Raw genomic sequence first — 13,759 nt, forward strand, 5'->3', positions numbered from 1 at the left:
GCACACTCTCTGGTGTGCTCTGAACAGGAAATCAATTTTGGTGGTTATCCGTATCTCAGACAACGACCAAAGCAGACTTTGAATATGAGGCTCCATGAAGGAGCCTCAGAAAGGGCTGATGGCGACAGCGCTTACAGCGATTGTGTAAAGGTACGGGTGATCACGTCCTGCTGCTGCTCTTTTGTCAGCGAATTAAAGCGAACGGCGTAGCCGGAGACGCGAATGGTTAACTGAGGATATTTTTCAGGATTATCCATCGCGTCCATTAACATCTCCCGATTCATGACGTTCACATTAAGATGCTGACCGCCTTCAATACTGGTCTCATGATGGAAGTAACCGTCCATCAAGCCTGCCAGATTGGTTTTACGCACGTTGTCATCTTTGCCTAACGCATTAGGAACGATAGAGAAAGTGTAGGAGATACCGTCTTTTGCGTAAGCAAAGGGCAGTTTCGCCACCGAGGTCAGCGAGGCCACGGCACCTTTCTGATCGCGACCGTGCATCGGGTTAGCGCCCGGACCAAAAGGCGCGCCTGCACGGCGACCGTCTGGCGTATTACCGGTTTTCTTGCCGTAAACCACGTTAGAGGTAATGGTCAGCACAGACTGGGTCGGTACAGCGTTGCGGTAGGTTTCGAGTTGCTGAATCTTTTTCATAAAGCGTTCAACAAGGTCGCAGGCCAGATCGTCAACGCGGGGATCGTTATTCCCGAACTGCGGATACTCTCCTTCGATGTCGAAATCGATGGCCAGGCCATCTTCATCACGCACCGGTTTCACCTTCGCGTATTTGATGGCAGACAGCGAGTCGGCCGCGACAGAGAGTCCGGCAATACCGCATGCCATGGTGCGGTAAACGTCACGATCGTGCAGTGCCATCAGCGCGGCTTCATAGCTGTATTTATCGTGCATGAAGTGGATGATGTTCAGTGCAGTGACGTACTGTTTCGCCAGCCAGTCCATAAAGTGATCCAGACGCGCCATTACCACGTCAAAATCAAGCACCTCATCGGTAATCTTGGCTTCTTTTGGTCCGACCTGCATTTTCAGTTTTTCGTCCACGCCGCCATTGATTGCGTAGAGCAGGGTTTTCGCCAGGTTGGCGCGGGCACCGAAGAACTGCATTTGCTTACCGACGATCATCGGGCTGACGCAGCAGGCAATTGCATAGTCATCGTTGTCGAAATCGGGACGCATCAGGTCGTCGTTTTCATACTGCAATGATGACGTATCAATAGACACTTTCGCCGCATACTTTTTAAAGTTAACCGGCAGCTTCTCAGACCACAGAATGGTCATATTAGGCTCAGGTGAAGGGCCCATGGTGTACAGTGTATTGAGGAAACGGAAGGTGGTTTTACTCACCAGCGTACGTCCATCAACGCCCATACCGGCCAGCGATTCCGTTGCCCAGATGGGGTCGCCAGAGAACAGTTCATCGTACTCAGGCGTGCGCAGGAAGCGGACCATGCGCAGTTTCATCACCAGGTGGTCAATCAGTTCCTGCGCCTGCGCTTCGTTCAGCTTACCGGCGTTGAGATCGCGCTCAATGAACACGTCCAGGAAGGTTGAAACACGGCCAAAGGACATGGCTGCACCGTTCTGTGATTTTACTGCGGCAAGATAGCCGTAATAGGTCCACTGAACGGCTTCGACTGCATTGGTCGCCGGACCTGAGATATCGTGACCATATTTGGCTGCCATCTCTTTGATTTGTCCAAGCGCCCGATGCTGGTCAGCAATTTCTTCGCGTAGACGAATGGTGGCTTCCAGGTTGACGCCATTTTCCAGATCGCTTTGCAGAGACGCAAACTGAGCAAACTTATCGGCCATCAGGTAGTCAATGCCGTATAAGGCGATACGACGGTAGTCACCAATGATGCGTCCACGACCATAGGCATCAGGCAGGCCGGTTAATATACCTGATTTACGGCAGCGTAAAATGTCAGGGGTATAAACATCAAACACGCCCTGATTGTGCGTTTTACGATAGTCGGTGAAGATTTTTTTCAGTGAAGCATCGAGTTCGCGCCCGTAAACTTTACATGAACCCTCGACCATCTTAATGCCGCCAAAAGGAATAATGGCGCGTTTCAGCGGCGCTTCCGTTTGCAGGCCAACAACTTTTTCCAGTGATTTATTGATATAGCCGGCATCGTGCGAGGTGATGGTAGAAGCAAGATCGGTATCAAAATCGACGGGTGCGTGGGTACGGTTTTCAACTTTAATGCCTTCCAGCACGCTTTCCCACAGTTTAGTGGTGGCTTCGGTGGCGCCAGCGAGGAAAGATTCATCGCCTTCATACGGCGTATAGTTTTTCTGGATGAAGTCGCGTACGTTGACGCTGTTCTGCCATTCGCCTTCAGTAAAACCCTGCCAGGCTGAGGCCAGTTTTGCGTTAAGTTCGGTCATATTATACCTGCCTTATTTAAGGAGACTTTTGCTCTTGGGTCGATCCGGTTGGGATGAACCCTCGAGGCTGGATTAGTGCGCTTCGTGTCCACCGCGTAAGTAAATTACCCAGTAGGTCAATCCGACCAGCACTCCACCGCCGATAATGTTGCCGAGCGTGACTGGAATCAGATTGTCGAAAATAAAGTTTTTCACAGAAAGGGCCGGAAACTGTGCTGCCGTCGCGCCCGCAGCATGCCAAAATTCCGGGCCAGAAAAATCGCGAATGACGATGGCGAAAGGAATTAAAAACATATTTGCGATACTGTGTTCAAAACCACAGGCAACAAACATCGCCACCGGCAAAATCATAATCAGGCTTTTATCCATTAAGGTCCGTCCTGAATAGCTCATCCAGACCGCCAGACAGACCATCAAATTAGCCAGAATACCCAGAGAGACCGCTTCAACAAACGTGTGATGCATTTTATGGTCGGCAGTCTGCAACACGTTTAAACCCCATGCGCCGTTGGCCACCGTATGCTCACCGGAAAACCACATCAGCGCGACAAAAAACAGCGCACCGACCAGATTACCAACATAAACGTTGATCCAGTTACGTGCCAGTTGCCCCCAGGTGATGCGGCCACTCGCTTTCGCAACGACGATCAGCACGGTGGAGGTAAACAGGTCGGCACCACATACCACAACGAGTATCAACCCGAGTGAGAAACATATCCCCCCGACGAGCTTAGCCATGCCGTAAGCCATTTCACCGCTGCCGGTGGTGGCTGTGATGTAAAACACGAAAGCGATGGAGATAAACATGCCTGCGGTAAACGCGAGAAAGGTTGTCGTCAGCGGATGCTTGGTGGCTTTGTAGACGCCAGCGTCTTCAGCCACTTTTGCCATCGCGGCGGGTAATAACAGATTAAAAGGATTGTCAGCTTTCACACTAACTCACTCCAAAAGTTGTCTGAAAAAAATAATAACAAATGCACCTGTGATTAAAGTTGATATAGATCATGTCCAGCAGAGCAACAACGGTAAAGGTTTAACAAGAAAGGTGGTTTTTGGAACTAACGTCATGAAAAATAATGAATAAATTTATTTTAAATAATACAGGTTTTGTTTAACGAGAGGGCGTAATCAAGGCTGAAATGTTGTAGATTTGTTAATAAGATAGGTTGTTGGTGTCGCTATTTAGCAGAAAAATAATGACATTAATCTATTAATGGCAGGAATACATAAGGATCAATAAAAAGGCACTGAACAGGTTCAGTGCCTCAGGCATGATTGTCAGGCTAACCCGCGTGAATGTTCAACGCCAGCTTAGGCATTTTCCCAGTAGCGGCGTTTGGCACGCTGCAATTTTTCATAAGCCGCCAGTAGCGCCTGATGAGCAGGGAAAGCGGTCAGGTCGCTGTCTACCGACTGAAGACCGTTGAAGGCTGCTTCACCACTAATCGCTGCGGATGCCGCTTCTACCGCCTCTGCGCCATACATACGGACAAAGGCGGCGTGATATTCCAGTGGATTACGCTCGTCTTCCATAGCCAGAAGTAGCAGAGTTTGCAGGCAACGATAATAATTTGCCCGCGCTGGGCTGAACACGGAGCCGTTGAATTCCATGGTCCATTCTGTCCAGATCAATGCCTGATCCAGATCGCCGCCGGCCAGCGCAAGCATGGCTTTAAGCTCCCCGATGCGTAAGGTATACCAGCCATTATCTTTACCCGTTGCCAGGCCAAGCAACTCACGGACGCGGGTGAAGTCATCAAAACCTTCTTCATCCAACTGCGAAATGAGATCAAGGTACTCTTCTGGATTCCAGTTGCTGCCGGGCAGGGCAAGCAGCGTGTCACGAATGCCTGCGCCCATGCTGTTATTTGCCAGCAGCAGGTCTTCGGCCGGATAGATATCGGACATGCCCGGCACAATAATGCGGCAGGCATAAACGCCTAAGTGCTCGTAGTCCGCGATATAAACTTCCTGATCTTCGGCAGCAAAAATGGCCATCAGCGTGCTGAACTCTTGCTCGGTAGTGCCAGCAAACGTCCAGTCAACAAACGGATAATCGGCCGTTTCTTTAAACATATCCCAGGAAATCAGGCCGCTTGAATCAATAAAGTGGGTTTCCAGATTGGCGTGCTCTGCCACTTCTTCATCATCAAAGGTGGGTGGGGTAAAGACGTCCAAATCCTTGAGGCTGCGGCCCTGGAGCAGTTCAGTAACGGTGCGCTCCAGCGCAACGCCAAAGTCCGGATGCGCACCGAAGGACGCGAAACAGGTGCCATTGGCAGGGTTAAACAGGACCACACAGATAACCGGATATTTACCGCCCAGCGACGCGTCATACGCAAAGATTGGGAAGCCTTCAGCTTCCAGGCGCGCAATGGCCTCGACCACGGAAGGGTAGCGCGCCATCACTGACTCAGGGATGACTGGGAGGCTGATCGATTCGGCAATGATACGGTTCTTAATGTAGCGCTCAAAGACCTCGGATAATCCCTGCACCCGCGCTTCATTGGCCGTATTGCCGGCCGACATGCCGTTCGATACGTAAAGGTTGCCAATGATGTTCATCGGGATATAGACGGTTTGCTGATCGGACTGGCGGGTAAAAGGCAGGGCGCAAATACCGCGCTCGCTGTTACCCGACTGGAGATCGATCAGGTCTGATGCGGCCACCGCATTTTCAGGATCGTAAAAGGTACGCAGGCGTGAGTCCAGGATCCCCTCTGGCAGGCTGTCATCTTCCGGAAGCGCAAACCATTTTTCATTGGGGTAATGAACAAAATCGCCTTGAGCGATGCGGTTACCCAGCCAGAAATCGGCAAAAAAGTAGTTCGTGGACAGGCGCTCAAAATATTCACCCAATGCGGAAGCCAGGGCGGCTTTCTTGCTGGCACCTTTGCCATTGGTAAAGCAGAGTGGACAGTCGCGGTCGCGAATATGCACAGACCAGACGTGTGGAACGGGATTAAGCCAGGAAGCTTCTTCTATATTAAAGCCCAGATCCTGCAGTTTGGTCTGGAAACGCGTAATGGAGTCTTCCAGGGCGGCATCTTTGCCCGGGATAAAAGTTTGCGTCATGGTGCCGCTCTCTCTGTGAATAGGGTGCCTAAAGCGCGCAATGATACGTTTTTTACCGCCTGTTCGCTATCAAGTCGCTGCAATTTTACTGGACGTTTTCTCATGTCAGGGTTTGTCTGCCAATACCGGCAGCGAGTGAAAGGAACGTCCCTCACAATATTTTGTGTTGGCTTGCATTGGTAACATAACCTCCGGTGCGCCGTGCTGAAAAAATGTGACCGGTGTTAGATTTATGATTGCAGCCACCAGAATGCAGTGATAAAACCGAATCGTTATTCATAACCGTTCGATATGACAGTGGTGAGGGAAATGACGCAAATTTATAATTTTAGCTCTGGGCCAGCGATGCTGCCGAGCGAAGTGCTCCGCCGTGCAGAACAAGAATTGACAAACTGGCATGGTCTGGGGACTTCAGTAATGGAGATCAGTCACCGCAGTAAAGAGTTTATTCAGGTGGCCGAGGAAGCGGAAGCGGACTTCCGTGATCTGCTAAAAATCCCCTCTAATTACAAAGTTTTATTCTGCCACGGCGGCGCACGTGCGCAGTTTGCTGCGGTACCGGGTAACCTGCTGGGCAGCGCCACCAGTGCGGATTATGCCGACGGCGGCTACTGGGCGCACAGCGCCATTAAAGAAGCGGCAAAATATTGTTCGCCCCGCACGCTGGATGTCAAAACGACCCTTGAGGGAAAACGCGCCATTCTGCCTATGCGTGAGTGGGACGTCAGCGATGCGGCAGCCTATTTGCACTTCTGCCCGAATGAAACCATTGACGGCGTTGCCATTGATGAAGAACCTGATTTTGGCGACAAGGTCGTCGTTGCCGATCTCTCTTCCACGATTTTATCCCGCTCTATTGATGTCAGCCGCTATGGCGTGATTTATGCCGGCGCGCAGAAAAATATTGGTCCGGCGGGCATTACGCTGGTCATCGTCCGGGACGATCTGTTAGGTAAAGCGCATCAAAGTGTGCCTTCCATTCTGGATTACAGTGTTCTGGCGGAAAACGACTCCATGTTCAACACGCCGCCAACGTTCGCCTGGTACCTGAGCGGTCTGGTATTCAAGTGGCTGAAGCAGAAAGGCGGCGTCGGTGAAATTGAAAAAATTAATCAGGCAAAAGCGGGCTTGCTTTACGACCTCATCGATAAGAGTGATTTCTACCGTAACGATGTCGCTCTGCTGAACCGTTCGCGAATGAATATTCCTTTCCAACTGGCGGATGCGTCACTCGACAGCCTGTTCCTGGAAGAGTCATTTAAAGCAGGTTTGCATGCCTTGAAAGGCCATCGCGTTGTTGGCGGCATGCGTGCATCCATCTACAATGCGATGCCGCTGGAAGGTGTTAAAGCCCTCACAGACTTCATGATCGATTTCGAACGCCGCCACGGCTGATTATTCCCCAGTCAGTGGGATTGCTGACACCTGACTCCGCCATACGGCGGAGTTGTCGTTTTTTTGAGGATAGAGTTTCACATGCAAGATTCCCTGACCCTTCAGCCCATTGCTCGCGTAAATGGCACGGTTAATTTGCCCGGCTCCAAGAGTGTTTCAAACCGCGCGCTGCTGCTGGCCGCATTGGCGAACGGCAAAACCCGACTCACTAATCTGCTGGACAGTGATGATGTTAAGCACATGCTTAATGCGCTTAAGGCTCTGGGCGTCGATTTCACGCTTTCCAGCGATCGTACCGTTTGCGACGTTACCGGAAAGGGCGGACCGCTTCAGGCGTCACAACCCGTTGAACTCTTCCTGGGCAATGCTGGTACGGCTATGCGTCCGCTGGCTGCGGCGCTGTGCCTTGGCGAGCAGGATGTGGTGCTGACGGGCGAACCGCGGATGAAAGAGCGGCCGATAGGGCATCTGGTTGACGCGCTACGTCAGGGCGGCGCCCAAATCGATTACCTTGAGAATACGGATTATCCCCCTGTTCGTCTGCTTGGCGGCTTTACGGGCGGAGAGGTCACCGTTGACGGTAGCGTATCCAGTCAGTTTTTGACCGCGTTGCTGATGACGGCACCGTTAGCTCAGGAAGACACGCGAATCACGATTAAAGGCGATCTGGTCTCGAAACCCTACATCGACATTACCCTGCACCTGATGCGCTGTTTTGGCGTGGAGGTTGAAAATCAGCACTATCAGCATTTCCTGATCCAGGGAAAACAGCAGTATCAGTCACCGGGGGAGTATCTGGTGGAGGGCGATGCGTCTTCTGCGTCCTATTTCCTGGCGGCGGCCGCGATTAAAGGCGGCACTGTGCGCGTGACCGGTATCGGTCGTCATAGCGTACAAGGCGATATTCGTTTTGCCGACGTGCTGGAAAAAATGGGTGCCACCATCGAGTGGGGTGACGATTTCATTGCCTGTACGGCGGGCAAGCTGCAGGCTATTGATATGGATATGAACCATATTCCCGATGCCGCGATGACAATTGCCACTGCCGCGCTGTTTGCTGAAGGCACGACCCAACTGCGCAATATCTACAACTGGCGGGTTAAAGAAACCGACCGCCTGACGGCGATGGCAACAGAACTCCGTAAAGTCGGGGCTGAAGTCGAAGAAGGGCACGACTTTATCCGTGTTACCCCGCCGGCTAAGCTGATGCATGCTGACATCGGAACCTATAACGACCATCGTATGGCTATGTGTTTTTCGCTGGTGGCGTTATCAGATACGCCCGTAACAATTCTTGACCCGGGCTGTACTGCTAAAACCTTCCCTGACTATTTTGAGCAACTGGCAAAAATTAGCCATAACGCCTGAGTCCTGTGCCCGGTGAGTATTTCACCGGGCCGTTTTCCCTGTCTCATTTCTCGCGTCAAAAAGCCCTTTTTCAGACGAAATTTCGCCTAACCTTCTCTCTTAAGGGTAACGCCGTGTCGCAGGGCAGCGTATAATGCCCGACATTTGTGATGGCCAACTGGCCAAAATGCGCGCAGCAACAGGAGGGAATAATGACAGCAACTGCCCCGGTCATAACTATTGATGGGCCAAGTGGTGCGGGAAAGGGCACCCTGTGCAAAGCGATGGCGGAAGCATTGCAGTGGCATTTACTGGACTCTGGCGCGATTTACCGTGTTCTGGCGTTAGCTGCATTACATCACCAGGTTGATATCGAATCTGAAGAAGGACTGGTGCCGATTGCCGCTCACCTTGATGTGCGCTTCATCTCACAGAACGGTGAGATGCAGGTCATCCTTGAAGGCGAAGAAGTCACCAGCGAAATTCGCACCCAGGAAGTGAGCAATACCGCGTCGCGCGTTGCGGCATTTCCTCGCGTGCGTGAAGCCCTGTTACGCCGCCAGCGCGCCTTTCGCGAGGCTCCCGGCTTGATTGCCGATGGGCGTGATATGGGAACCGTTGTTTTCCCCGACGCGCCTGTGAAGATTTTCCTTGATGCCAGCCCGGAAGTCCGTGCAGAACGACGTATGCTACAGTTGCAGGACAAGGGCTTTAATGTTAACTTTGATCGCCTTTTAGCCGAGATAAAAGAGCGCGACGACCGCGATCGTAACCGCGCTATAGCGCCATTAGTGCCTGCTGAAGATGCGTTAGTGTTGGATTCAACACAGATGTCTATCGAGCAAGTTATTGATAAAGCGTTAGATTATTCCCGCAAAACGCTGGGCATTTAACATTTTGGTTTAAACGAATTGTATTAACCCTGTGCCAGGGATCCGGTGCAGGGCATGTGAAACAACCCCATCCGACATGAAGTCAGATGGACGTTAAATTGAAGAATCCTAAGATTATCAATATGACTGAATCTTTTGCTCAACTATTTGAAGAATCCCTGAAAGAAATCGAAACCCGCCCGGGTTCCATCGTTCGTGGCGTCGTTGTCTCTATCGACAAAGACGTCGTTCTGGTTGATGCGGGCCTGAAATCTGAATCTGCAATTCCTGCAGAGCAGTTCAAAAACGCAGCCGGCGAACTGGAAATCCAGGTTGGTGACGAAGTTGACGTTGCTCTGGACGCAGTGGAAGACGGCTTCGGTGAAACTCTGCTGTCCCGTGAGAAAGCTAAGCGTCATGAAGCTTGGATCACGCTGGAAAAAGCTTACGAAGAAGCTGAAACTGTTACCGGTATTATCAACGGCAAAGTCAAAGGTGGCTTCACAGTTGAGCTGAACGGTATCCGTGCGTTCCTGCCAGGTTCACTGGTAGATGTGCGTCCAGTGCGTGACACGCTGCACCTGGAAGGCAAAGAGCTTGAATTCAAAGTGATCAAGCTGGATCAGAAACGCAACAACGTCGTGGTTTCACGTCGTGCGGTTATCGAATCTGAGAACAGTGCAGAGCGCGATCAGCTGCTGGAAAACCTGCAGGAAGGCATGGAAGTCAAAGGTATCGTTAAGAACCTGACTGACTACGGTGCGTTCGTTGATCTGGGCGGCGTTGACGGCCTGCTGCACATCACTGATATGGCCTGGAAGCGCGTTAAGCATCCAAGCGAGATCGTGAATGTTGGCGATGAAATCAACGTTAAAGTCCTGAAATTCGACCGCGAGCGTACCCGTGTATCTCTGGGTCTGAAGCAGCTGGGCGAAGATCCATGGGTGGCTATCGCTAAGCGCTATCCAGAAGGCACCAAGCTGACTGGTCGTGTGACCAACCTGACTGATTACGGCTGCTTCGTAGAAATCGAAGAAGGCGTTGAAGGTCTGGTACACGTTTCAGAAATGGACTGGACCAACAAAAACATCCATCCGTCTAAAGTTGTCAACGTAGGCGATGTGGTTGAAGTAATGGTTCTGGACATCGATGAAGAGCGTCGTCGTATCTCCCTGGGTCTGAAGCAGTGCAAATCTAACCCATGGCAGCAGTTCGCCGAGACTCACAATAAAGGCGATCGCGTTGAAGGTAAAATCAAGTCAATCACTGACTTCGGTATCTTCATCGGCCTGGACGGCGGCATCGACGGTCTGGTTCACCTGTCTGACATCTCCTGGAACGCGACTGGCGAAGAAGCCGTTCGTGAGTACAAAAAAGGTGACGAAATCGCTGCCGTTGTACTGCAGGTTGATGCAGAGCGCGAGCGTATCTCTCTGGGCGTTAAACAGCTGGCAGAAGATCCGTTCAACAACTACATCACTTTGAACAAGAAAGGTGCCATCGTCACCGGTAAAGTGACTGCAGTTGATGCTAAAGGTGCTACAGTTGAATTAGCAGACGGCGTTGAAGGTTACCTGCGCGCTTCTGAAGCTTCACTGGACCGCATCGAAGACGCTACGCTGGTTCTGAACGTAGGCGACGACGTTGAAGCTAAATTCACCGGCGTTGACCGTAAAAACCGCGTTGTTAGCCTGTCTGTTCGTGCGAAAGACCAGGCTGACGAGAAAGAAGCCATCAATACTGTTAACACCAAACAGGAAGAAGGCAACTTCTCTAGCGCTATGGCTGAAGCGTTCAAAGCGGCTAAAGGCGAGTAATCGACCTTGCACCGGGCGGATTTATTCGCCCGGTTTCGGTAAAAGCTGTCATACATTCCTGTAGGGATTAACCGGAGGTTACATGACCAAGTCAGAACTGATTGAAAGGCTGGCGGGACAGCATACTCATATACCGGCGAAAGTCGTTGAGGATGCAGTCAAAGAAATGCTGGAGCACATGGCCACGACGCTGGCACAGGGCGAACGCATTGAAATCCGGGGATTCGGCAGCTTTTCGTTGCATTATCGCGCTCCGCGCACCGGTCGTAACCCGAAAACGGGTGACAAAGTGGATCTGGAAGGTAAATACGTTCCCCACTTCAAGCCGGGCAAAGAACTGCGTGACCGTGCAAACATTTACGGCTAAGCCGATACCGAACCGCCTAAACGACATCTCCGGATGTCGTTTTTTTTTGCCTGTCACCTGCGATGGATCTCTCTTCCAGAAAAATGTCTCTTCGCTGCAACGGCCGATTTTTACTGCGATCCTTCACCTGGTGAACAACGAATGCGCTTTATCCTGAGAAGTCGTGCGGCATACTTGTGGCACGACAGGAGCGGGATGCATTATGTTGACATGGATTTTACTGGCAAGAATCGCCGCGATCACGACGTTACCCTTACTGGTGTTACCCGGGCTTCCTTCCCCTTTCACCATAGTGGTGCTGCTGTTGAGTGGTGTCTGCCTGCTTGCCTTATCTCATCGCAGGATCCGCATCGCCGGCGTGGCGCTCCTGTTCACGGCCTGGGGGCTTTTTAATGCACAATCACTGGTAAAAGACACCGAAATGATGATTGCTGCCCCGGGGAAGTTTGATGTGCAAATTGAGGACGTCCATCAGGCGCATTCGCGCATCAGAGTCAGATTGCTAAAAGTGGACGATCACATTCTCTTCCCGCCGCGCTTTGCGTGGCTTTCGTTGCCGGATAACGCCAGTGAGTATTGCCCCGGCCAGCGTGGAAAGATGATGCTCAGGCTGAGAGCGGTGCATGCCAGGCTCAACGAAGGGGCGTTTGATGCGCAGCGCTTCGCCATGGCGAATCATGCACCCGTGCAGGGCCGTATTGTTTCCCAGACCATCACGCACGCCTCCTGCAGCGTGCGCTGGCGATTTATCACTCACCATCGTCAGCAAAACGGCCACTTGCCTGCCTCAGCCACGCTTGAAGCGTTAGCCTTTGGCATCCGGGACAACCTCAGCGAGGCGACCCGACAGCTGTTAAGGGAGACCGGTACCGCGCACCTTATGGCAATTTCAGGCATGCACATTGCTTTGGCAGCAGGGACAGGGTGGTTACTGGCACGAGGAAGCCAGATTCTGTTTCCGGCCCGCGCTGTCAGCTATCTGTATCCTGTCATTATGGGCTGGCTTTTTGCCGCGCTGTATACCTGGCTTTCCGGGGCGCATGCACCTGCGCAGCGGGCATTACTGGCACTGACACTCTGGGCTGTAACACGTTTCGTTGGCGTGCAGTTGAGTAGCTGGCAAGTCTGGACGCTGTGTGTGGGTTTACTGCTTGCCGTCGACCCGCTTACGGTACTCTCTGACAGCTTCTGGCTTTCTGTGTTGGCGGTGGGCATGCTGTTGACCTGGTACCACTGGTTCCCACTGGCGGCGCGCTTTCGGCACGCACGCCGCTGGTTACCGATACAGCTTCTCCACCTGCAGTCAGGCATGATGATTTTGATGCTGCCGTTACAGGCGGGCTTGTTCAACGGCATTAGTATAACGGCGCTGATAGCCAATCTGCTGGCCATCCCGGTGGTGTCATTTGTCACGGTGCCGTTAATACTGGTTGCGATGCTGCTACCGGTGCCGGCAATCTCCACCTGGTTTTGGCTGGCGGCAGATGGCTCTCTTCGTTTTCTGTTAACCAGCCTGGCGCTGTTGCCGCCGGGCTGGTGGCCATTGCAGGGGGCAGCCTTTTTTATGCTCATGGTGTGGGGCGGCTTGCTGGTCTGGCGCACTGGTGCACTGTTCAGCCTGCCGTGGAGCTGCAGCGCTATCGCACTGGCCATGGTGTTTTCCCGCCACTATAAACCGGAAAGGGAATGGCGCATTGATATGCTGGATGTCGGGCATGGCTTGAGCGTGGTCATCAGTCAGGGCCGTGAGGCCGTGTTGTACGATACGGGGCCACGCTGGCAACACAGTGATGCAGGAACACGCGTGATTACGCCCTGGTTACAACATAAAGGTCTGGTACTGCAGGAGGTTATCCTGAGCCACAGACATCTCGATCATACCGGCGGGCTCGCTGCCATTCTGCAACGCTGGCCTGGGATAAAGGTGCGCAGCAGCCTGGAGGGAACGCACCATTTGGCCTGCGTTCGGGGAGCAACATGGCGTTGGAAGCAGCTAAATTTCAGCGTGCTCTGGCCACTCAGTTCACCCAATAAAGGTGAAAATAACGACTCCTGCGTGGTGAGCGTTGATGACGGAAATGTCCGGCTGTTGCTGACCGGCGATCTGGAAAAACTGGCTGAGCAGCAGTTGGTCAGGCTGGAGAAGCAGCAGCTAAAAGCCGATATTTTGCAGGTTCCCCATCATGGCAGCCGCACGTCATCCTCCCGATTACTGCTTCGTAGCGTGGCCGGACACACCGCGATTGCCTCTCTGGCGCGCTATAATGCATGGCGAATGCCGGCTAAACCTGTATTACGTAATTACCACGAATATGGCTATAACTGGCTCGATACAGGGCAATCTGGACAGATAAGCATCAGAGTTGGTAAAGGTAAAATGCAGGTTTTTACCCTCAGAGAACAATTAATGCCCCGTTGGTATCATCAGTGGTTTGGCGTCAAACGCGAATCCAGGTAGAATGGCCGGCTATT

9 protein-coding genes are annotated in these 13,759 nt (G+C 52.2%); 6 read left to right on the top strand and 3 right to left on the bottom strand.

Features of this window, described 5'->3' with window-relative positions; genetic code table 11:
- Positions 1 to 131: 131 nt before the first annotated feature.
- The 3 genes from pflB to ycaO form a co-directional block, all read right to left on the bottom strand.
- Complete coding sequence (gene pflB / locus DFO57_RS01550; RefSeq protein ID WP_013025234.1) at positions 132 to 2,414, bottom strand: formate C-acetyltransferase; 2,283 nt, start codon at positions 2,412 to 2,414, stop codon at positions 132 to 134.
- 72 nt (positions 2,415 to 2,486) lie between these two features.
- Positions 2,487 to 3,347, bottom strand: a complete 861-nt coding sequence (focA, locus tag DFO57_RS01555) for a formate transporter FocA (protein WP_013025235.1) — start codon at positions 3,345 to 3,347, stop codon at positions 2,487 to 2,489.
- 378 nt (positions 3,348 to 3,725) lie between these two features.
- Positions 3,726 to 5,489, bottom strand: a complete 1,764-nt coding sequence (ycaO, locus tag DFO57_RS01560) for a 30S ribosomal protein S12 methylthiotransferase accessory factor YcaO (protein ID WP_110015003.1) — start codon at positions 5,487 to 5,489, stop codon at positions 3,726 to 3,728.
- A 309-nt stretch (positions 5,490 to 5,798) separates the two neighbouring features.
- Between ycaO and serC the strand changes: the two genes are divergently transcribed.
- The 6 genes from serC to DFO57_RS01590 all read left to right on the top strand — a co-directional run bounded on the left by serC (position 5,799) and on the right by DFO57_RS01590 (position 13,745).
- A complete protein-coding gene (gene serC / locus DFO57_RS01565) occupies positions 5,799 to 6,884 on the top strand; it encodes a 3-phosphoserine/phosphohydroxythreonine transaminase (protein ID WP_015700652.1) in 1,086 nt (361 codons plus the stop codon).
- 81 nt (positions 6,885 to 6,965) lie between these two features.
- Complete coding sequence (gene aroA, locus DFO57_RS01570) at positions 6,966 to 8,252, top strand: 3-phosphoshikimate 1-carboxyvinyltransferase (protein WP_019106189.1); 1,287 nt, start codon at positions 6,966 to 6,968, stop codon at positions 8,250 to 8,252.
- 191 nt (positions 8,253 to 8,443) lie between these two features.
- Positions 8,444 to 9,124, top strand: a complete 681-nt coding sequence (cmk, locus tag DFO57_RS01575; protein WP_110015004.1) for a (d)CMP kinase — start codon at positions 8,444 to 8,446, stop codon at positions 9,122 to 9,124.
- 122 nt (positions 9,125 to 9,246) lie between these two features.
- On the top strand, positions 9,247 to 10,920 hold the full coding sequence (rpsA, locus tag DFO57_RS01580; RefSeq protein WP_026021040.1) for a 30S ribosomal protein S1: 1,674 nt from the start codon (positions 9,247 to 9,249) through the stop codon (positions 10,918 to 10,920).
- An 82-nt stretch (positions 10,921 to 11,002) separates the two neighbouring features.
- Positions 11,003 to 11,287: an integration host factor subunit beta gene (ihfB, locus tag DFO57_RS01585; RefSeq protein WP_003849360.1), complete on the top strand. Its 285-nt coding sequence runs from the start codon at positions 11,003 to 11,005 to the stop codon at positions 11,285 to 11,287.
- 202 nt (positions 11,288 to 11,489) lie between these two features.
- The gene (locus DFO57_RS01590; RefSeq protein WP_110015005.1) at positions 11,490 to 13,745 is read left to right on the top strand and encodes a DNA internalization-related competence protein ComEC/Rec2; all 2,256 of its coding nucleotides are present in this window, start codon (positions 11,490 to 11,492) and stop codon (positions 13,743 to 13,745) included.
- Positions 13,746 to 13,759: the final 14 nt, after the last annotated feature.

The sequence above is a fragment of the Pantoea sp. AG702 genome (genome assembly GCF_003182295.1).
In the GTDB taxonomy this organism is placed as follows: Bacteria; Pseudomonadota; Gammaproteobacteria; order Enterobacterales; family Enterobacteriaceae; genus Pantoea; species Pantoea ananatis.

Bases quoted from the DNA above. Each gene is read 5' to 3' on its own strand.
- cmk (WP_110015004.1), top strand. From the start codon at position 8,444: ATGACAGCAACTGCCCCGGTCATAACTATTGATGGGCCAAGTGGTGCG.
- pflB (WP_013025234.1), bottom strand. From the start codon at position 2,414: ATGACCGAACTTAACGCAAAACTGGCCTCAGCCTGGCAGGGTTTTACT.
- serC (WP_015700652.1), top strand. From the start codon at position 5,799: ATGACGCAAATTTATAATTTTAGCTCTGGGCCAGCGATGCTGCCGAGC.
- DFO57_RS01590 (WP_110015005.1), top strand. From the start codon at position 11,490: ATGTTGACATGGATTTTACTGGCAAGAATCGCCGCGATCACGACGTTA.
- aroA (WP_019106189.1), top strand. From the start codon at position 6,966: ATGCAAGATTCCCTGACCCTTCAGCCCATTGCTCGCGTAAATGGCACG.
- ycaO (WP_110015003.1), bottom strand. From the start codon at position 5,489: ATGACGCAAACTTTTATCCCGGGCAAAGATGCCGCCCTGGAAGACTCC.
- ihfB (WP_003849360.1), top strand. From the start codon at position 11,003: ATGACCAAGTCAGAACTGATTGAAAGGCTGGCGGGACAGCATACTCAT.
- rpsA (WP_026021040.1), top strand. From the start codon at position 9,247: ATGACTGAATCTTTTGCTCAACTATTTGAAGAATCCCTGAAAGAAATC.